At 47.2% G+C, this 19,773-nt stretch carries 15 protein-coding genes; 8 read left to right on the top strand and 7 right to left on the bottom strand.

All coding sequences use genetic code 11. The features are described from left to right. The first annotated feature begins 260 nt into the window (after positions 1–260). From M0L20_RS24510 to M0L20_RS24490, 5 genes are all read left to right on the top strand, one after another. Positions 261–1,232, top strand: coding sequence for an aldo/keto reductase (locus M0L20_RS24510; RefSeq protein WP_248479720.1), 972 nt, complete (start codon positions 261–263; stop codon positions 1,230–1,232). Then, complete coding sequence (locus M0L20_RS24505; RefSeq protein ID WP_232563369.1) at positions 1,233–2,069, top strand: helix-turn-helix domain-containing protein; 837 nt, start codon at positions 1,233–1,235, stop codon at positions 2,067–2,069. A gap of 519 nt (positions 2,070–2,588) precedes the next feature. Beyond that, a complete protein-coding gene (locus M0L20_RS24500; RefSeq protein ID WP_248479719.1) occupies positions 2,589–4,742 on the top strand; it encodes an alpha/beta hydrolase family protein in 2,154 nt (717 codons plus the stop codon). Positions 4,743–4,888: 146 nt separating this feature from the next. Then, complete coding sequence (locus M0L20_RS24495; RefSeq protein WP_248479718.1) at positions 4,889–5,461, top strand: hypothetical protein; 573 nt, start codon at positions 4,889–4,891, stop codon at positions 5,459–5,461. A 255-nt stretch (positions 5,462–5,716) separates the two neighbouring features. Next, entirely contained in the window at positions 5,717–5,983 is a 267-nt protein-coding gene (locus M0L20_RS24490) for a hypothetical protein (RefSeq protein WP_248479717.1), read from the top strand. A 211-nt stretch (positions 5,984–6,194) separates the two neighbouring features. On the opposite strand, the gene M0L20_RS24485 is transcribed toward M0L20_RS24490, so the two are convergent. The 6 genes from M0L20_RS24485 to M0L20_RS24460 form a co-directional block, all read right to left on the bottom strand. Continuing rightward, positions 6,195–6,770: a sugar O-acetyltransferase gene (locus M0L20_RS24485; RefSeq protein ID WP_248479716.1), complete on the bottom strand. Its 576-nt coding sequence runs from the start codon at positions 6,768–6,770 to the stop codon at positions 6,195–6,197. Positions 6,771–6,793: 23 nt separating this feature from the next. Next, positions 6,794–9,055, bottom strand: coding sequence for a xanthine dehydrogenase family protein molybdopterin-binding subunit (locus M0L20_RS24480; RefSeq protein WP_248479715.1), 2,262 nt, complete (start codon positions 9,053–9,055; stop codon positions 6,794–6,796). A gap of 2 nt (positions 9,056–9,057) precedes the next feature. Continuing rightward, a complete protein-coding gene (locus M0L20_RS24475; protein ID WP_248479713.1) occupies positions 9,058–10,077 on the bottom strand; it encodes an FAD binding domain-containing protein in 1,020 nt (339 codons plus the stop codon). Beyond that, positions 10,074–10,724 carry a (2Fe-2S)-binding protein gene (locus M0L20_RS24470; RefSeq protein WP_248479711.1) on the bottom strand — a complete coding sequence of 217 codons (651 nt, stop codon included), beginning with the start codon at positions 10,722–10,724 and terminating at the stop codon, positions 10,074–10,076. Before M0L20_RS24470 ends, M0L20_RS24475 begins: the two co-directional genes overlap by 4 nt. Before the next feature lie 188 nt (positions 10,725–10,912). Next, on the bottom strand, positions 10,913–11,956 hold the full coding sequence (locus M0L20_RS24465; RefSeq protein WP_248479709.1) for an NAD(P)-dependent alcohol dehydrogenase: 1,044 nt from the start codon (positions 11,954–11,956) through the stop codon (positions 10,913–10,915). A 93-nt stretch (positions 11,957–12,049) separates the two neighbouring features. Then, on the bottom strand, positions 12,050–12,928 hold the full coding sequence (locus M0L20_RS24460) for a helix-turn-helix domain-containing protein (protein ID WP_248479707.1): 879 nt from the start codon (positions 12,926–12,928) through the stop codon (positions 12,050–12,052). 164 nt (positions 12,929–13,092) lie between these two features. On the opposite strand from M0L20_RS24460, the gene M0L20_RS24455 reads away from it, so the two are divergent. Then, positions 13,093–13,563 (top strand): putative molybdenum carrier protein, encoded by a 471-nt coding sequence (locus tag M0L20_RS24455; RefSeq protein ID WP_248479705.1) that lies wholly within the window; start codon positions 13,093–13,095, stop codon positions 13,561–13,563. Positions 13,564–13,909: 346 nt separating this feature from the next. On the opposite strand, the gene M0L20_RS24450 is transcribed toward M0L20_RS24455, so the two are convergent. Continuing rightward, positions 13,910–14,308, bottom strand: a complete 399-nt coding sequence (locus tag M0L20_RS24450) for a T9SS type A sorting domain-containing protein (RefSeq protein WP_248479703.1) — start codon at positions 14,306–14,308, stop codon at positions 13,910–13,912. 715 nt (positions 14,309–15,023) lie between these two features. On the opposite strand from M0L20_RS24450, the gene M0L20_RS24445 reads away from it, so the two are divergent. Both M0L20_RS24445 and M0L20_RS24440 read left to right on the top strand, forming a co-directional pair. Further along, entirely contained in the window at positions 15,024–16,454 is a 1,431-nt protein-coding gene (locus tag M0L20_RS24445) for a S41 family peptidase (RefSeq protein WP_232563354.1), read from the top strand. A 398-nt stretch (positions 16,455–16,852) separates the two neighbouring features. Continuing rightward, positions 16,853–19,693 (top strand): PAS domain S-box protein, encoded by a 2,841-nt coding sequence (locus M0L20_RS24440; protein WP_248479702.1) that lies wholly within the window; start codon positions 16,853–16,855, stop codon positions 19,691–19,693. Positions 19,694–19,773: the final 80 nt, after the last annotated feature.

The following is a 19,773-nucleotide window of genomic DNA, read 5'->3' as shown; positions in this document are numbered from 1 at the left end:
ATCGACTATGGTTTTAGTTGGGGACCTTAATAAACCTTCCACTGTACTCTAACAGTCACTTTATTAGTAAGTCCGTGTAGAATAAAAAGGGCGGAAACAAAGACAGCTGATTCGCTGCTACGATATAGATAACAGTTGGTCTATACCAATCTCATTTGCCTACAAACACTAGTCTTGTCCTAGCTTCGATGAGCCGTACAAGCAAAATAGCTGAGCCGTAGAAGAAACTAGCACGTTTTGTAAAGATTGATCTTTGTGGCATGAAAACTATCGCAAAAATTCAACTAGGTCAAAACGGACCACTCGTTTCCAAACTTGGTTTAGGCTGTATGCGGATGTCTTCGATCTGGGGCGGGGCTACTCCTGACCAAACCGAAAGCATTGCCACCATCCAGGAAGCCTTGGACAGAGGTATTAATTTTTTAAACACCGGCGACTTCTACGGGGCTGGTCATAACGAACTGCTGATCGGCAAAGCCATCAAAGGAAGACGCGATGATGCCTTCATCAGCGTAAAATTTGGGGCTATTTTTCACAACGGTCAATGGTTGGGGATGGATCTACGCCCCGTCGCGATCAAGAACTTTATCAACTATTCCCTGACCCGCTTGGGAATTGACACCATTGATCTCTACCAGCCTAGTCGAATGGATAACAGCGTACCGCTGGAAGACATTATTGGGACGGTTGCCGATTTGATCAAAGAAGGAAAAGTGCGTACCATTGGCGTTTCGGAAATTACGGCTGACCAACTTCGCCAAGCCAACCGCATTCATCCCATTAGTGCGCTGGAGATCGGCTATTCGCTGGCGGATCGTCAAATAGAAAATGATCTGCTGCCTGCCGCTAAGGAATTAGGCATTGCTGTCGTGGCCTTCGCTAATACGGCGGAAGGCTTGTTGACCGGTGAGTTGAATGCCCCGCTGCCCCAAGACGATTATCGAAATCATTTCTCTCGTTTTCAGGGAGACAATTTGATTCATAATCTGGAAAAAGTCGACATCTTAAAGCAACTAGCCAACAGCAAAGGCTGTACGCCAACCCAGCTGGCAATTGCCTGGGTAAAGGAACAAGGCGACCATATTATGCCGTTAGTAAGTATGAGCCGTCGGTCGCGCTTGCCCCAGAATATGGAAGCGATGGCTATTGAATTCACCCCAGAAGAGATGAATACGTTAAACGCTACATTTGCTGTCGGTGCCATACGTGGTGGCACTTACTTACAACGCTAAATGACCAGTCCAGCCGAAATCCTACCCGGTGTGATCTTTTATTCGTACCACTCTGCGGAGCGAAGGGAGAAAGTATGTGTATGGAACCATCACACCTTGATTTTACAGGTTTCAGGCGAGTTTATCCTAGAAACCTCCGGGCAAACCGTTTCGATGACCGGTGGAGACATGCTGCTGATCAGCAAAAACCAATTGGGCACGCTTACCAAAGTTCCGCCCCCCGGAGGTAACTATGAAACTATTGTCATATCGTTGCAGGAGGAGCTGCTGCGTAAGATTGCGTTAGAAGAAAAGCTCGAAGCAAACCAGAAGTATACTGGTTTGCTCAATACCTTAATCCCAACCAACGAATTCCTACAAGGCTATTTTCAGTCGATTGTTCCCTACGCTCGCAGCTCGGGAGCAAGCCTAACCGACGAGATGGGTATTCTGAAGTTGAAAGAGGGCGTCAAATTACTCTTGCTTGCTTTGCCCCAGCTTCGCGACTTACTGTTCAATTTTTCTGCTCCTTACAAAATTGATTTGGAGAAGTTTATGCTCAGTAACTTTCATTTCAATGTACCTATTGAAAAGTTCGCCCAGCTTACTGGCCGCAGCCTGGCCGCTTTCAAACGTGATTTCGGTAAAACCTTTGGTGTTCCGCCCCGTCACTGGCTACAGGACAGGCGGCTGAGCGAAGCCAAATACCTTATCGAAACTAAACAGCAAAAACCCTCAGCTATTTACCTCGAACTGGGGTTTGAAACGATTTCTCACTTCTCGTATGCCTTCAAGAAAAAGTTCGGCATGTCACCCACTGCGCTGAGTCATGCGCCAACAAATTTACTTTTACCATAGGCGCCGTCTGCCAAAATCTAGCTCATTCGCCCACAGCCTTGCTCCGCTATTACCATCAGTAGATACGAGAAAACAAACTATTCAGCCGTCGGCTTACCCCTTGGGGCACGGTTTGTAGCAATCCTTAAATGGATTGGTGTTGGTATAACAGCTTACGGAAATATAAACGATGGTCACTCGTATGGAGGTCTTGCCATGTCCATATATGGCGGTAGACTGTAAGCAATTTTAATTAACGAGAAAGGGCCAGAACAGACTGTTTTGGCCCTTTCTCGTTAACTGGTAATGAACGCGCATCAAAACACCTTCACTAACCCAATCTTTCTATACATTATAACTGATTTGTAAGCAATTGTTACACTTGGTTACGAAGTTTGGCTACGGGTCAAAAACTTGGTAGGTAGAGGTTTTCAGTTATGGGCTTTTAACGAAGGAAATTAGCTGGTTTCTATCCCCCAATCTGAAATTGAGCGCAATCCAGCTATGGCGTAAAATCCAGGTTGCTAACGCTGCAAATTTATGACTGCCCATCACCGTGCTATGCTGAATCGAAGTCGATTAATTGGTTTATTTATACTGGTTTCCCATGCTATTTTAGCCCAGCAGGAGCTATCCGTTTTACCATACTGGAATTACGAAGCAGCCGTACCGTCCAGCAGTTTGTACCGGCATTTATGCCAGCGAGCCTTTACCCAGCTTGCTCAGCGACAAGTTGCCATCGAAAAGATAAAATCGAAGTCCGACTGGCAAAAACGGCAAGCAGAAATTCGTAGAAAACTCGCAATTGCAATCGGTCCGTTTCCCGAAAAAACGCAGCTAAATCCAGTGATCACGGGCCGAATTCAACGGGCCGATTTTAGCGTAGAAAAGCTTTACTTCGAATCAAGACCTAATTATTTTGTTACAGCAGGCCTTTTTATCCCCAAGAATCGTACAGGTAAGCTTCCGGCTATCGTGTATTGCAGCGGTCACAACTTAAGCGGTTTTAGGGCTGAGCCATACCAGCGCGTGATTCTCAATTATGTCAAAAAAGGCTTTGTCGTACTGGCTTTCGACCCCATCGGTCAGGGTGAACGAAGACAGTACGGCGACGATTCAGTCGTTAAACAGTTACCCGTCAATGAGCATTCGTATCCCGGAGTTCAATCGTTTATCGCTGGACTTTCCCCGGCTAATTATTTCATCTGGGACGGAATCCGGGCGGTCGATTATCTGGTTAGCCGTCCAGAAGTAGACCCAAACCGCATTGGGATTACGGGTCGTTCGGGAGGAGGCACTCAATGCACATACATTGCCGCAATGGACGACCGGATCGTAGCTGCTGCGCCGGAATGTTACTTGACTACGTACGATAAGTTACTGCGCTCGGGAGGCCCCCAGGATGCTGAACAAAATTTGCTTTATGGGCTTGAACATGGGCTTGATCTGGCTGATTATTTGGAGGTCCGCGCACCTAAACCGACGTTAATTGTCAGCACCACACGGGATATATTCAGTATTCAGGGAGCCCGTGATCTGTTCCATGAAGCGCAGAGAGCCTATACCGCTTTCGGAAAAGGAACTGACTTAGCGATGGTGGAAGATGATGCAGAGCACATCTCAACGGTCAAAAATAGAGAAGCTTGCTACACCTTTTTTCAAAAATACCTGAACAATCCCGGCAGTTCCACGGATCTTAACGTTCCTCTTTTCAAAGAAGCGGACTTGTATGTCACTCCTAACGGACAGGCTTTAGCTTCATTACCGAGTGAATCCTTATTTTCGTTGACCCAAAAATACCTTTCAAGCCATAAAGCGCGTCAAGGTAAATCCATCTCTACGCTACAAAAAACAGTTGAAACGATAACGGGCTATGAAAAGCCAACTGGACAAGGAGAACTGATTTTTTCTGGACGGTTACAGCGAGATTCTTACTCGATTGAAAAATACCTTGTTAAAGGTACAGGCAATTACTTTTTGCCGGTACTGTGGATCAAGCCAAAGCGCAAACCGAGCAAAACCTTAATATTGCTGGACGACAGGGGCAAAGAAATTGCTGCCAAAAACGGTGAATGGGCAGATCAACTAGCGAAAGAAGGGTATGAACTAATTATTCCGGATCTAAGCGGGACAGGCGAACTAAGCCCAGGATTTATCAAAGGAGGTGATTCAGTAATCGACGGAGTCAAGATAAATTTATGGTTTACAGGCGTATTAACGCATAAAAGTCTTGTTGCGGTACGAGCGGAGGAAATCGAAATTCTAGTAAATCTTACAAGCGAACAAATTGGTCCCAACCAACCGCTTGTGGTAGTAGCCCAGGGAACGCTAGGCCCTGACTTACTTCATGCTGCGGTGTTTTGCAATAAAATTAATCAGATCGTATTGCTAAACGCTTTGAGTGCTTACCAGGCCATCATGGATGAAAAGAATTACAAAACTCAGTTTATACCTTCTGCCGTGGCTGGTGCTTTACCAGCGTACGATCTTCCCCTCTTAGTTGACTTTTTAGGTAATCGAAACGTGTTGATTATTAATCCGAGGAACGCTGTCAATGAAGAAATTACCTCACAAGCGGCAGGTGAGATCTATAACGCAGCGCTGAGAAAGGAAAAAACGACTTTAAGTCTTCAGCAATCTATTAAACCGGAAAGCTATTCACAAGCAATAATCAGTTGGCTACAAAACCAGTAATTCAGCATCCTTTTACGATACCGAGATCAGCGTTTTACTTCCTCGACAATTAAATTCGTATTGCGCTTAGCTAGCCTATAAATACGTAAATAACAGTCGTTCCAACGCTTTTGAGTCGAACGTGGTCTAAGTAGAAAAACAATTCTATGAAGACGATCCAATGGCTTTCGATTGCCTTGATTGGGCTACTAGGCTGTTCAAAATCTACGCCAGATCCTGTTGCTGGTGAGGATACCAAAGCGACTTTGAATGGACAAGGCTGGAGTGGTATTTCGACAGCCTGGAAAAATCCGAGTGACTCGTGTGGCACAAACACCATCAATCTGACGATTCAAAACAAGTTAGCTTACCACAAAGCCCGCTTGCGAGCGCCTGCTATCTGTGCCGGCTATTGCGGGGATCAATCCCTCAGTTTCACCAGAATCCCCCTAGCGGTTGGCGTCTACGCCCTTTCAACGCACCAGCCTTGTTCGGCGAGTCCGAATCAAGTAGGGGTTAGCTTTACGACCTTGATCGGGGGTGACGTAATTCGAGATCAATATCAACCAGACTTAACCAGGACGGCCACAATCAAGGTTACGAAGTATGACCCACAAAGTGGTGAAATGGAAGGTACTTTCGAGGTTACGTTGCTGCGAGATACTCGCAGGCAGCTTACGTCTGATGCAGCAGAAACCGTTCATTTTCAAAATGGTTCGTTTAAAACAAAGTTGCCTTGACTGGTTTTCTACGCTTTTGCTAGGATCTATATTCGTTGATTGAGCTGCGATGGTTGGTACTTTGAAGCAGGATCACTGGGCAAATTGTAAAATCTGGATTTTTATAAGACGTTTACGTTTAGCACTAATTATAGTACGTTAGCCCACGATTAGAAAAGCTGCCGCCAGTTATCCGCTTTTTGTTCCATTGGTCCTTTTACAAAACTCAAGTCTGAAGGATTGACTAGTTTTAACTATCCATCAATCAACGTCACAATGCCTATTTTCTCCTTCTCACCCTGCCTAGTGGACCAACAGAGCTTAGATCAGCTATCCGATGAGCAGGTATTTGCTAAGCAAGCGAAAATCCAGCAGGTGGGTTACTGGCTGCTATTGCTACTCGTCTTGTTCGTTGGCATGGCTTTTATCGTCAACTCCTATTTGGTAGCCGCTAGCAGTTGGGCCCTAATCCCAGCTTTGGCTGATTATCGTAAGAAGTACAAGGCTATCAATGGGCAGCTTCAAAAACGGAACCTAGCCTGATCGTAGTCTTGTTTAATATCAGGTAGCAGGAGTAGTGTTGATTTTTTATACTGATAATTAATTGTTGAATTATCAGCGTGTTTGCTCAGCGTTACCAGATTTACATTATTAGAAAATCCCAAGTAAGATTCAATGAACCTTACTTGGGATTCAGAATTCACGGCAGATCAGAAGTTTCCTGATTGGTCGATTATTCTTTATTCAACAGAAATCACAAGTCCTTTACTACTTTCGCTGGTACGCCAGCAACAACCGTATTCGGGGGAACATCCCGACTGACCAGCGCTCCAGCCGCTACAACCGCATTCTCGCCAATGGTGACTCCCGGCAGGATGGTTGCCCCCGCTCCAATCCAGGCGTTTCGTTTAACCACAATTGGTTTGGTGAGCAGCGTTTTGCGTTCGTCAGGATTTAACGGATGGTTTTCGGTGGTCAGATTAACCCGTGGCCCGATCTTCACATCGTCTTCAATGGTTATACCGCCAATGTCCAGACATGAACACGCGTGATTGATAAACACGCGCTTACCTAACCGGATGAATCGGCCAAAATTGGTGTAAAACGGGGGAAAGATCGCTGTGGACTCATCTATTACCGTCCCGATGATTTCTCCCAACCGCGAACGTAACTGATTGACATCGGTTGCCGTAGCGTTCATCTCAACGCACAAGCGGATGGTGCCGGAGACCACTGCCTGAAACTGGGCTATCTCCGGATCGTCCGGGCGTAATGGCTCACCCGCTTCTAGCCTGTCAAAAATACCGTTACCGCTATGGTCGATGCTCATCTTTCAAAGTGCCTTTTTAGTTTTTAACTCATCCGAAGCAGCTTATCGGGTGTGATCGGCAGGTCACGGACGCGTTTTCCCGTGGCATTAAAGACAGCATTCGCTACCGCCGGGGCAAAACCGATTAACGCAATTTCACCCATTCCTTTTGCCCCCATTGGGTTGATATGCGGATCTGGTTTATCGATCATTATCGTTTCAATCGCCGGTACATCCGCGTGAACGGCTACGTGATAATCACCCAGGTTGTTATTGACAAATCGGCCAAACCGGTGATCAATGACGGCCTCTTCGGTCAACGCCATCCCGATTCCGCCTGTAACCCCGCCAATCATCTGGCTAGCGGCTGTTTTAGGGCTAACAATCCGCCCTGAATCAGCCACGCTAACCGCGTTGGCTACGCGAACCACACCCGTCAGCGGATTGACGCGTACCTTGACAAAATGCACCGAAAACGAGTATATGGAGTACTTTTGTAAGTCTGGCCCACCTTTCGAATCGCCCTTTTTGTCAATTACAGTCAGGTTATTGCTTTTCATCAGGTCGGTAACAGCCACTTTTTTGCCCGGTTCTTTTTCGATAGATAGTATACCGTCGGACAATGTTAGCTCATCGGCTTTTCGTCCGGCAAATGGCCCACCGTCTTTAATTGCCAGCTTGACCAGTTCGTTTTTGATCAATGTGCAGACATCAAAAACGGCTGATCCTACCGCCGAGACAATAGCGGAACCGCCCTGAGTAGGTGCTTTGGGCAATGAGGTATCACCGTACTCGACCTTGATCCGATCAAGCGGCACGCCCAGAACATTATGCGCAATCACCGTTAGCGCAGTACCAGTACCGGGACCAATGTCTGTTACAGCGCTCTGCACCCTTAGCGATCCGTCCGCATTTAACAGCACTCGGGCCGAAGCTTCCCACCGAAAGGCGTTGAATGTACCCGTACTCATGCCGTAGCCAGTTAGCCAGCCGTCCTCTTGCTGACTACCGGGCTGGTTTTGGCGATTGCTCCAGCCAATGGCTTCAGCTCCGCGCTGGTAAGCCTCCCGGAGGTACTTGCTGGAATAAGGTCGGTTGTGTTCGGGGTCCGTTTCCGTATAATTGCGAAGACGGAATTCAATGGGGTCAATGCCTAGTTTGTAGGCCATCTCGTCCATCGCCGATTCGAGCGCAAATGCGCCCGTAGCTTCCCCAGGGCCACGCATCCAGATTGGTACGCCCCGGTCCAGTCTAACGATACGGTAACGAGTGCTCACATTCGGGCAGTCGTACAGGAACTTAGTCATGTTGACTGTTGCTTCGGTAAAGTCCTCGTATGAAGCCGTTTCGGCTGTGGCTGCGTGCGCAATACCGACCAGCTTGCCATTCGTGTCGGCTCCCATTTGTATAGTTTGTACCGTGCAGGGCCGATGACCCACCAACTGAAACATTTGACTGCGGGTAACCACCAACTTTACTGGACGATCTACTTTTTTGGCAATTGCCACAACCGCCGTCTCCTGCGGCCAGGTTCTAAGACCCATGCCAAACCCTCCACCCATGAATTCGGTATGCACGCGAATATTGTTAGGGTCTAGCTTAAACGCCTGAGCTATAGTCTGCTGAGTAGCGTTGACGCCCTGCGTTTTGGCATAAATCATCAGCGTATTAGCATCCGTCCAATGAGCCAGAATACCATGCAGTTCCATGGGATTGTGAACTTCTACGGGAATGGTGTAATTCGCTTCCAACGTAACCGGGGCTGTACGATACCCATCGGCTTTGCCGCGCATGTAGTCCTCAGATCGGTCAGGCGCAATGCCTTCGGCCAGGTGCTTATCCAGGTCAGTGCGTGCCGCCTGTTTTGTATAGGTCGCTTTTACGAGGGAGGCCGCATAGGTAGCCCGCTCGTAACTGTCGGCCACTACGATAGCGATAGGCTGCCCATCAAACAAGATTTTGGGACTGTTTAGAATCCTGTATTTTTCAAGCGTATCAGGCTTTGGCGGAGGTCCGTCCGCCTTGTCACCCACGGGGGCATCCCAACCCGGAATCGAAGGCATATTTTCGTGCGTGAATACGCCCAGAACGCCCGGTGCATTTCTGGCTTTCTTGGTATCCAGGCTGGTAATACTGCCCCGACCAATCTCGCTACCAACAATGACACAATAGGCCATATTAGGCAATTCAAAATCGGCGAAATATTTAGCGCCACCCGTCACTTTCATGCGTCCATCGACCCGGTCGGGCGCGACCCGGTCACTCCTGACCGGGTCAACAGGCGAATTTGTTTTATTTTCGGTCATGGTCAGGCGGTTTTAGTTGCGATTTTAAGCGCTTCGATAATGGAGTTGGGAGCTAAGGTCAGTTTGAAGTCATTCTCCCCGTAGCCTTTAGCATCCTTCATGGCTAGCGTTGCCGCCTGTTTAAAGGTATCCTCTGTTGCTGGTTTATCTTTCAGGAAGCTTTCAGCCGCAGTTAGTCGCCAGGGCTTGTGAGCCACTCCCCCCATAGCCAACCGAACGTCCTGAATCGTATTCCGCTTCATCTGGACTGCTACACCCACCGACACCAAAGCGAAAGCATAGGAAGCCCGGTCGCGCACTTTGAGGTAATACGAATGATCCGAAAAGTCATTCGTCGGCAAATCCACCGACATGATCAATTCACCAGGCTGCAACGTGTTGTCCTGCTGGGGCTTATCGCCGGGTAGCCGATGAAACTCGCTGAACCGAATTTGGCGATCACCCTTTGGCCCGGATACGTTCACCGTCGCATCCAGGGCGGCTAGCGCAATGCACATATCGCTGGGATGTACCGCGATACACGCTGAGGAGCCACCAAAAATAGCGTGCATCCGGTTGGCCCCTCCGATGGCTCCGCAGCCCGATGGGCCATTGGGCTGCCCTTTGTCGGGTCCTGCCTGTACGGGGCTACGCTTATTGCAGGGCATGGATGGATCGTAGAAATAAGCGCAACGGGTTCGCTGCATCATGTTTCCGCCTACCGTCGCCATGTTACGCAGTTGAGCCGATGCACCGGCGTTAAGTGCCATTGACAAGAGCGGAAAATGCTTTTTCACCAAATCATGCTCGGCTACGGCTGAGTTTTTAGCCATAGCCCCGATACGTAAACCGTTTGCTGTCTTCTTGATCGTTGACAGTGGCAACTTATTGATATCCACCAGCCGTTCGGGAATCACGACCTCCCGTTTCATCAGATCGATCAGGTTGGTGCCGCCTGCCAGAAAGTAGGTGCCGTTGTCCTGAGTGTAGGCTGTTATAGCCGCTTTAGGGGTCGATACCCGCGTGTATTGAAACGGATTCATACTTTGGCTCCTCCCTGTTTGACGTCTATAATTGCATTAACGATGTTGGTGTAAGCCCCGCATCGGCAGATATTTCCGCTCATGTATTCCCTAATTTCCTCCGGCGAATTGGCATGACCTTCCCGGATGCAAGCCACTGCCGACATGATCTGACCGGGCGTACAATACCCACACTGGAAACCGTCGTGTTTGATAAACGCTTCCTGCATGGGATGGAGCCGGGCGGTTGCATCGTGTCCCCCTTCGGATAGCCCTTCGATTGTTGTCACTTTACAGCCTTCGGTCGTCATTGCCAATGTCAGGCATGCGTTAACCCTTGCGCCATCGACGTGTACTGTGCAGGCTCCGCACTGTCCGTGGTCGCACCCTTTCTTGGTCCCGGTCAGGTGAAGTTGTTCACGCAACAGGTCCAGGAGCGTAACGCGTGGTTCAATGGATAGCTTGTGAACAGTTCCGTTAATATCCACTTGAAGTGGCATTTGCTCGAAAGCAGCGGCTACTTTTTCATCGAGTCCATTCTCTACGGCTGTCAGCGCGGCTGGTGGCGTTATGGCCAAAGCTGCCAACGCAGACGATTGCTTTAGAAAGATGCGTCGGGATGCGTTCGAATTCTCCAACTCATCCTCAATGTGTTCATGCTTAGCCATAACGCCTTTTTTAACGTTGAAATAACTTGTATCTATAATTGCAGGTAACAATCTAAACTGTGCTGTTAATGTCAAAAAATCGACAGCACAGCCAGATCCAGGAATACAGGGAAAGAGCTAATTACAGCTGTCAGCTCGGCCAGCATTTGCCCATACAATTCATCGTACTGAAAATGGAAGGTTATTGTTTACAGCGTAGCCATGTCGATGACAAACCGGTAACGTACATCGCCCTTTACCATCCGGTCGTACGCCTGATGAATATCCTTGATGTCAATCATTTCAATATCCGATACGATGCCTTTGTCGGCGCAGAAATCCAACATCTCCTGCGTTTCAGCGATGCCGCCTATACTTGATCCTGCAATGCTTTTGCGACCAATTATAAGGCTAAATGCCTGAAGAGCCGCAGGCGTTGGAGGAGCACCCACACAGATGTGTACACCATCTACTTTCAACAAAGAAAGGTATTGTCCGTAGTCGTGCTCGGCGGAAACGGTGTCCAGAATAAAATCGAAGTATCCGGTTACTTTATCAAGCTGAGCCGGGTCGCTTGTCACCACAAAATTGTGCGCACCCAATTCTTTCGCATTGGCTTCTTTGTTGGGTGATGTGCTCAAGACCGTCACTTCTGCACCTAACGCAACGCCGAATTTGACCCCCATGTGTCCCAGACCACCTAAGCCTAAGACTGCCAATTTGTGCCCCGGACCTACTTTCCAGTGACGCAACGGAGAGTAAGTAGTGATGCCAGCGCAGAGTAAGGGAGCGGCAGCCGCCAAGTCTAAACGTTCCGGTACGTGCAGGACAAAATCTTCATTGACGACAATGGTATTCGAATAGCCTCCATAGGTCGGGGTTTTCTTGTCCTGCTCTAACCCGTTGTAAGTCTGACTATTGCCTTTTAAACAGTATTGCTCTAAACCCTGTCGGCAGGACTCACACTCACGGCAGGAGTCAACCATACATCCTGTACCCGCCAGATCACCCACGCTGAATTTGGAAACCTGAGAACCGACGGCAACAACCCGGCCTACTATCTCGTGGCCCGGAACCATCGGGAATAGACTACCGCCCCACTCATCTTTGATCTGGTGCAGGTCGGAATGGCACACTCCACAGTAAAGAATATCGAATTGAACATCGTGAGGGCCTACTTCCCGTCGGTCAAAATTCCAGGGTGCCAAGTCCGAGTCCTTAGTCTGGGCTGCATACGCTTTTGTTGCAATCATAACCTGTAACGTTTTGCCTTTATGTTGAAACGGTAAAGTTACAGGTGGCAAGGTCCGATAAGGTAAAACTTTTCAAACCAATACTTATAGATTTCAAACCTCCGCCAGACGAAAACTACGCGGATTGGTGCCGGTAAACTTTTTAAAGAAGTTGTTGAAGTAAGACGGGTACTCAAAGCCCAATGCGTAGGCGATATCAGCAATGTTCCAATCGGTATGCTGTAGTAAGGCTTTTGCTTCGCTAAGCACTCGTTCCGAAATATGAGCCGTGGTTGACCTACCTGTTATTTCGTTGACAGCCCGGTTCAGATAATTGACATGCACGTTTAGGTTCGTGGCATAGTGCTTGGCTGTTGTCAGTTGCAAGGGCCGGTCGATAGTCTCGATGGGAAATTGCCGTTCCAGCAGTTCGAGAAAACCAGAGGTAATTCGGGAAGCCGCGTTCTTGTGATTATCAAAATTTTGGGATGGTTCCAGCTTTAACGCTTCGTGAATAATCAGCTGTATGTAATTGCGAATCAGCTCATCTTTATACGAATAAGTCGTTTGCTGTTCCTCAATCATTTTTTTAAAGATCGTGTTCAGAAACTCGCGTTGCTGCGGGCTGATTGTTAAGATCGGTGTGCCACTTAATTTGAACAATGGAGAATTTTGCAAACTCTCTGATCGGTCGGAGAGCGTCAGAAAATCTTCTGAAAAAAGGCAGGTATAACCCACATACGTAGTTGAGATTGTTTCCCAGGAGTAAGGGACATGGGGATTACCGAAAAACAGAACTGTATCGTTGGCTTCAAAGCTTCTATCTGCATAATGGATTATACTTTTGCCGGTGGTGAGGCAAATTTTGTAGAAATCTTTCCGACTGTAGATGCGGGTAGCGTTGCTGTCGCTGTCTATCTGGAAAACATTGAAGCCTTTGAGCTTTAGCTCGGTATTAAACTCCGAAACCGAACGTACTGGTTGATCTGCCATAGTCAAAGTTAAGGAATTCAAATTAGCTTTTGGTCTCGGATGTCCTTTAGAATTATATACTTTCCCTGCGTGGATTCAACCAAAATGCTAGCATGCAGGTTACGTATCCGTTGATTCTGCTTAATTGACAACACGCTTGTTATGTACACCCTGACAAAAAAACCATGAGCTTTTACCCGTTAGAACGCGTAATTTCTGGTGGACAAACTGGCATTGATCAGTTGGGTTTGGAGGTAGCCCGGTCATTGGGTATTCCAACGGGTGGTACTGCCCCCAAAGGCTATATGACTGAGGACGGACCCAACCAACAGCTATGCGATTATGGTTTGATCGAACACAGTTCAGCTAAGTACCCACCTCGCACCCGTGCTAACGTGCAGCAGTCGGATGGAACCGTACTATTTGGAAACCTAATCGGTGGTACAAGACAAACCCTTGATTTTTGCGTGCAAGAAAGAAAGCCCTGCTGCGTAAATCCAAATGCGGATCAGTTGCGAGATTGGTTAGTTGAATATAAAATTCGTACACTCAACGTTGCTGGAAATCGTATGAGCGGCTTGTCTGGTGAACAGCTTCAGCAGTACCGACACGTATTGACCAATGCGTTACAGCAATACGCCGGGTCAGGCAGATAAGGGTCCTTTCAGAGTAGTACAACAGAATAGTCAGAAAAATTACACACTCAATTGTCCAGACATCGCGTTAGCCTAGCGGGTGTTTCTTTCTGCCACTGAAGTTGGAGGTGGCACAACTAATGGGCTTATAGAGGCTTCCCGTTGTACCGTTCATAATGCGTAACCAAGAAATAAAGCGACTATGGTAAGAGTAACTGTTGACTTTGATAGACCGCTTCGATATTGGTTTAACTTCTTGATAAGTAATAAATTACATCAGTACAGACTATAATCAATTGTCTAAAACGCAACCGGGTTCAACTACTTTATGAAGTAGCTGAACCCGGTTGTTTCGTATTTATTGAAATTAGTTGATAGCTACTAAGCGATTAGGAGCACTTGGTTGCTGAGTACCCAGCGTGACCGTCTGTACTGATGTATCTACTCCGTTTGAAATCTCCAACTGGTAAACGCCGTCTGGCAACTGATCCATGTCAAGACTAAGGCGGGCTGTTTTTTCTTTCTTCGTCAGGTGTTGCGCAAACAAGACTTTACCGTTTGTGTTTTTGAGCTTTATATCAACCGCACCTGTTGTTTCTTTGTCCAGGCCAATGTTCAGCTTGCCCGCCATGTTGGTGTAGATACCAGTTTTATAAGTGGCAACCGATGTCGCACGTTTGCCGGGATTCGCTTCGGCGAAAGAAGCGGAAACGGTAATCAGAGTAAAAGTGAAAGCAACGAGCAGCGAGTTAAGGAGCGTTTTCATGAGCTTTATTTATTAGGTTCTTGATTCAATTAGTAGCGGGTTATCCCCGGTTGATGAATCAAAGGTATGGGCTATAGATGGTACTATGCATAACAAACTACCGGAACGGCTAAGCTAACTGATAAGCGGTTAGCAGAAGTGATCACCGAGCGAGAGGCAAAACTACGAGACAAGTTATATCGTTTGTAAACGCTCGTTCTAGTATTGTGTACTCTACAAATAAGCCTAGAGTTGTGGCTCCATACCTGACTGCGTGACATTGTAGCCCTTCCTATTTGTACCACTAAATCAGGGAGGACTAGATTTGTCGACGCTCATTCTAACCCAAAGCCGTTAACCACTATTGGCGTCATAAGCTATTATTTCATTACCAGTTTGTAAGTAATTTCTCAAACTGGTAATGAAATGATAGCATTGACAGAAACTAGATTGTATAATCTAAACATCCAGCCTGACTTGATTTAGCACAATTTTCTAGTTCTGATAACAATCGATTATTGGACATAACGAAAGGTGAGTAGTCTGGTATCAGAGATGCATACCAATTTGCGGGAGTGATATGCTTATCTGCTAAAATGATAGAAAGAATAGAAACTATCAATTGACATAGTAAGTCCAACCAAAATAGCGCTTTATAAATGATGAGGGATGAGGTCATTATAATGACCGACACCATAAAGTTTTGCGTATAGGTTGCATCTGAGACCACACTAGCATGACCGTTACTACCCGCCATATTGCCACTTCAATTTTGTTGGTTTGCTTACTTAATCAATTCGTCACGGCGCAATCGCCGGCTTCTTGTCGCTGTTCCGATGTGCTTGACCAAGCTATCCGCAAAACCACAAACGTGTACGCCGGTTTCGCCGACAAGGTGAACGCAAAAAGTCAGCTTCGCTATAACACGTTGATTGACAGTCTACAGAAACAAGCAATTAAAGCACCAGATGGATTTGTCTGCTTCGATTTACTGAAACGCTACGCTGGCTTTTTCCGGGATTTACACGTCAGTGCCGGTTACTCCCCACAGTTATCGCCCACCACTATTCGCACTATCGCTTACTCCGAATCGCAGGCTCGCGCCTATTTGGCTAAACGATCAGCACTCAAACCCTTCGAGGGAATCTGGGAATTGTCAAGTGGGAAGATGAAAATTGCTACAGTGGCTGATCCTGACTATCCTGGACGCCACATTTCAGTAGTTCTTTCCTCCACACTGCCTAATTGGAAGCCGGGTATGGTACAAGCCCAATTCATTGGCAAAACCGGTGAGTATGAACAGGCGCACTACGTTTTCGGGGATTTCAAAAGTAGGCCAATGGGCATCCAGCCAAACGGGAACCACTACCAGATTTGGGGCGACAGTTGGCAACGTATAGTTCCAAAAGCGGAAGAAACAGCTCAACGGCCACTCGAAAGCGTGGTTGTCAAACAACTGAATCCAGAGGCCGTTTATGTCCGCTTGCCGCATTTCACCAGTTCACAAATGGCTATTCTAGACAGTTTGTTAAAAACTCACCGAGCAATGATTGGCCGTACGCCGTCTTTAATCTTTGATATGCGCGGCAACGGCGGGGGTGACAGTGGTGCGTGGGCTTCGGAGGAATTTATGCAACTTTTTTATACCCAACCAATTCCGATTGCAAGAGCCTTGAACCGTGCTTCTGATGAGTGGATTGATAAACAGGCCGCCTACGTCGAACGGCTGCGAAAGCAGAAAAAAGCCGACGACTCCGAATTAAAGATGAATATTGAGTTCCTGGATTCGCTCAAAGCCCACCGTGGCGAGTTTGTTCCCGATAAAACCGAGTACGTTATTCGCTACGATTCGGTGCGGACTTTTCCCAAACGCATTGCGGTATTGATGGATAAAGGCTGTGGCAGTGCCTCGGAATTTTTTCTATCAATGGCCAAATACAGTCAGAAAATTACACGTTTCGGCACCTACACGGGTGGCTTTATGGATTATGGCAATGCCAATCCGTTTTCCTTAACCTGTGATGACTACTACATGTATTTGCCGGTGACCAGAATGCCGTGGGTGGATACAGACCCGATTGATAATATAGGCTATAAACCAGATGTACCTATTCCTTCAACCGAAAAAGACTGGATTAATTTTGTTTTGAATCACTGGACAAACTAACGTTTCCTGATCCGGTCATGATCGAAGTACAGTGACGAAAAATTAATCATCTATTTTATAAGCCGTAAATTCTTTATAAAAGCCATATTGAATCTATTTAAGTACCCTGCCTGACTCATAATCTTCTGATTCAACTGCTTCTGCAATTGCTGTTTAAGTGCGCATCTTACAGACTTGAGCATAGATCGTTCTGTTTTTGTCAATCGCCTGTTCGACGTAACCAGATTGTTTAGAATATTAACTGCTATCTTGTACTTTATAATTAGTAAGCTGGCTATTGAATAATCCGAAGTAGGCTACAAACAAGACCGGTGAACTATTTGTTGCTAGTAGACGTGAGGATCACATACCATGTACCTAATCTGTTAACTTGTCCCCCATAATACTTACCGTTACGAATGACTGGCGATCGGCTGTCCTCCAAATCATCCCTCGAGCTCAACCAAAAACTTGATAGTAACGTTGCCCTGGACGCTGCTGGACTTGGTGTCTGGGATTTGAATTCAGATACTGGTCTGCTCAATCTGGATACTCAGTGCCTGCAACTGTTCCACATTGAAGCGGCTCACCAACTTTCATACGCCGATTTCAAAAATTTTATTTACCCTGCCGACATAGCTCGATTGGATGAACTGTTTCAACAGGCTACCGACGATCGTTTTTCGATAATCCTTCGGATTGTTGGCAACGACAAGCTTCTTCGTCGGATTGAACTCAAAGGGCGTAGTTTCCTTGGCGAAACAGGGCAGGTCATTCGTGTGACAGGCATTGCTCAGCAAGTACCTAATCAGCAACCAGTAAATCGACAAGAGGAAACAGAGCATGACCATTTTCGGGAATTAGTTGAGCAAGCTCCCGTGGCGATGGCGCTCCTTAGCGGCCCCCAGTTTGTGATTACCCTGGCCAATGAACGCGTGCTTGCGTATTGGGGTAAGCAGCGTGAAGATGTCATAAACAAATCTTTTTTTGAGGCTATGCCCGACGTAACTAGCCAGGGCATTGACGAGCTTTTACAGAAAATTTATACCAGTGGTGAGCGCTCTATTGCCAAGGAATCAGTCGTCATCCTAAAACAAAACGGAATAACAGAGTCTACTTCTATCAACTTCATTTGCAAACCTTTCTGGCAAGATGACCATATAACAGGTGTATTGGTGGTTTGTACTGACGCTACCGAGCAAGTGCTGACCCGCCCGAAAAACCCGTCAAATGAATACGCTGACCGCTCGTTGATGGACACACTTCCGGCTATTATCTGGACGACCGAGCCCGATGGTAGTTGCAGTTATCTGAACAGGCAGTGGTACGATTATACCGGACAGACCCAGGCTGAGGCCGAAAAATTTGGTTGGCTTGATGCTATTCATCCGGATGATAGGGAGTCATCTGCAACGCGTTTCCTTGAGGCAAATGAGAAGCATATATCGTTTGACCTGCTTTACCGCTTGCGTCAGTGCGACGGAACGTACCGCTGGGCAATCGATAAAGCCAGCCCTCGCTTTGATAACGATGGGCAATATCTGGGTATGATTGGCACCGTAGTTGACGTACACGAGCAGAAACTGGCTGAAGAAGCCCTGCGAGCTAGCGAATCCAAACTTCGCTCAATTGTCTCGACGGCCCCGGTTGCTATCGGCTTATTCATTGGTCGCGATCTGGTAATTGAATCGCCCAACCAGACATTTATCGACATTGTAGGGAAAGGTCCCGACATTGTGGGGAAGCCTTTGCGCGAGGTTATGCCCGAATTGATTACGGAGAACCAGCCCTTTCTACAAATACTCGACGATGTGTTCACCACGGGTCAGATGTTTCAAAGTTACGGTTCGCAGGTGTCTATTGTTCAAAATGGGGTGATGACCCATAAAATTTACAACATTTCCTATAGCCCTCTCTTTGACTCGGATGGAAATGTGTACGCCATTCTCGATCTGGCCGTTGACGTAACGGGTGAAGCGAAAGCCCGGCAAGCCCTGAAGGAAAATCAGAACATTCTGCAATCGATGATCAATATGGCGGAAATGGGTAGCTACAGTATTGATCTGGAAACCAATCAGCTGGTTAAGTCGCAGCGGGTGGCCAGCTGGTACGGATTGCCAGAAGTCACCGATGTTGCCACGTCGATCAGTATGATTCAGGAAAGTGATCAGCAGCGGGTGAGCCAGCTCTTTGCCGATGCTCTTCTGCCGAGTTCGGATGGCTCCTACCAGATGGAATACACCGTTATTAACGCCCAGACAAACCAAAAACATATACTGCAAACGGTAGGTCAAGTTCGTAGGGGATTAGAAGGGCAACCCACCCACGTCGATGGTCTGGTGTGGGATATTACCAGCCAGCACGAACTACAACTGGCCCTGGAGCAACTGGTTCAGCAACGAACCGAAGAGTTAGCGCTTACCAACGAAGAGCTTGCCAGTACCAATGATGAACTGGCGATGGCAAACCAAGCCGTGACGGAAGTGAACAGCCAGTTGCAAACGTTAGTCAACGATTTAAAACGCTCAAACCAGAACCTGGAGCAGTTTGCCTACATTGCATCTCACGATCTGCAAGAGCCCCTCAGAAAAATTCAATCCTTTAGTTCGCTCCTACAGCAGCAGTTTGGCCCCGAACTAGGTCCGACAGGATTGGATTTGTTACAACGACTCGCCAATGCGGGCTCTCGCATGTCAATCCTGATTCGCGACTTGTTGACTTTCTCGCGCATTGCAACCGAACAGGTTCGTTTGTCACCCGTTGCGCTTAACCAGATTGTTCAGGAAAGTTTAGACAATTTGAGTCTACTCGTTGAGGAAACCGATGCTTTAATCACCGTTGATCCTTTACCAACCGTACAAGGTGATGTCATGCAATTAGGGCAGTTGTTTTCGAACCTACTTTCGAATGCGCTCAAATTTCATAAACCAGGAGAAGTACCGCAAATCAGCATTAGTGCGGTAACGGTAACTGGCGCTAGCTTGCCAACTGAGTTGATTCAAAGCCGCCCAAGTCAGCGCTATCATCGAATTACAGTTAGCGATAATGGTGTTGGCTTTGATGAAAAATACCTGGATCGCATCTTTCAGGTGTTTCAGCGATTACACGGAAAAAATGAGTTTGCGGGTACGGGTGTGGGGCTAGCAATTTGCCAGAAAGTGGTCACCAATCACGGTGGTATACTAACTGCCAGTAGTCAAACGGGTCAGGGAGCTACCTTTATTGTATACTTGCCGCTTCTTGTTCCAACTAATCTATAACGTCATTCTGCTCTGTCCAAGGTAGTGCGATATGCTGCGGCAATAGCTTCCTGATCAACGGTTTTTGTTCGTTACTATTC

The sequence above is a fragment of the Spirosoma liriopis genome, from assembly GCF_023196085.1.
In the GTDB taxonomy this organism is placed as follows: Bacteria; Bacteroidota; Bacteroidia; order Cytophagales; family Spirosomataceae; genus Spirosoma; species Spirosoma oryzicola.
The sequence above is the reverse complement of the archived record's forward strand: the minus strand, read 5'-3'. Positions and strand labels throughout refer to the sequence as shown.

Bases quoted from the DNA above. Each gene is read 5' to 3' on its own strand.
- M0L20_RS24510 (WP_248479720.1), top strand. From the start codon at position 261: ATGAAAACTATCGCAAAAATTCAACTAGGTCAAAACGGACCACTCGTT.
- M0L20_RS24505 (WP_232563369.1), top strand. From the start codon at position 1,233: ATGACCAGTCCAGCCGAAATCCTACCCGGTGTGATCTTTTATTCGTAC.
- M0L20_RS24500 (WP_248479719.1), top strand. From the start codon at position 2,589: ATGACTGCCCATCACCGTGCTATGCTGAATCGAAGTCGATTAATTGGT.
- M0L20_RS24495 (WP_248479718.1), top strand. From the start codon at position 4,889: ATGAAGACGATCCAATGGCTTTCGATTGCCTTGATTGGGCTACTAGGC.
- M0L20_RS24490 (WP_248479717.1), top strand. From the start codon at position 5,717: ATGCCTATTTTCTCCTTCTCACCCTGCCTAGTGGACCAACAGAGCTTA.
- M0L20_RS24485 (WP_248479716.1), bottom strand. From the start codon at position 6,770: ATGAGCATCGACCATAGCGGTAACGGTATTTTTGACAGGCTAGAAGCG.
- M0L20_RS24480 (WP_248479715.1), bottom strand. From the start codon at position 9,055: ATGACCGAAAATAAAACAAATTCGCCTGTTGACCCGGTCAGGAGTGAC.
- M0L20_RS24475 (WP_248479713.1), bottom strand. From the start codon at position 10,077: ATGAATCCGTTTCAATACACGCGGGTATCGACCCCTAAAGCGGCTATA.
- M0L20_RS24470 (WP_248479711.1), bottom strand. From the start codon at position 10,724: ATGGCTAAGCATGAACACATTGAGGATGAGTTGGAGAATTCGAACGCA.
- M0L20_RS24465 (WP_248479709.1), bottom strand. From the start codon at position 11,956: ATGATTGCAACAAAAGCGTATGCAGCCCAGACTAAGGACTCGGACTTG.
- M0L20_RS24460 (WP_248479707.1), bottom strand. From the start codon at position 12,928: ATGGCAGATCAACCAGTACGTTCGGTTTCGGAGTTTAATACCGAGCTA.
- M0L20_RS24455 (WP_248479705.1), top strand. From the start codon at position 13,093: ATGAGCTTTTACCCGTTAGAACGCGTAATTTCTGGTGGACAAACTGGC.
- M0L20_RS24450 (WP_248479703.1), bottom strand. From the start codon at position 14,308: ATGAAAACGCTCCTTAACTCGCTGCTCGTTGCTTTCACTTTTACTCTG.
- M0L20_RS24445 (WP_232563354.1), top strand. From the start codon at position 15,024: ATGACCGTTACTACCCGCCATATTGCCACTTCAATTTTGTTGGTTTGC.
- M0L20_RS24440 (WP_248479702.1), top strand. From the start codon at position 16,853: ATGACTGGCGATCGGCTGTCCTCCAAATCATCCCTCGAGCTCAACCAA.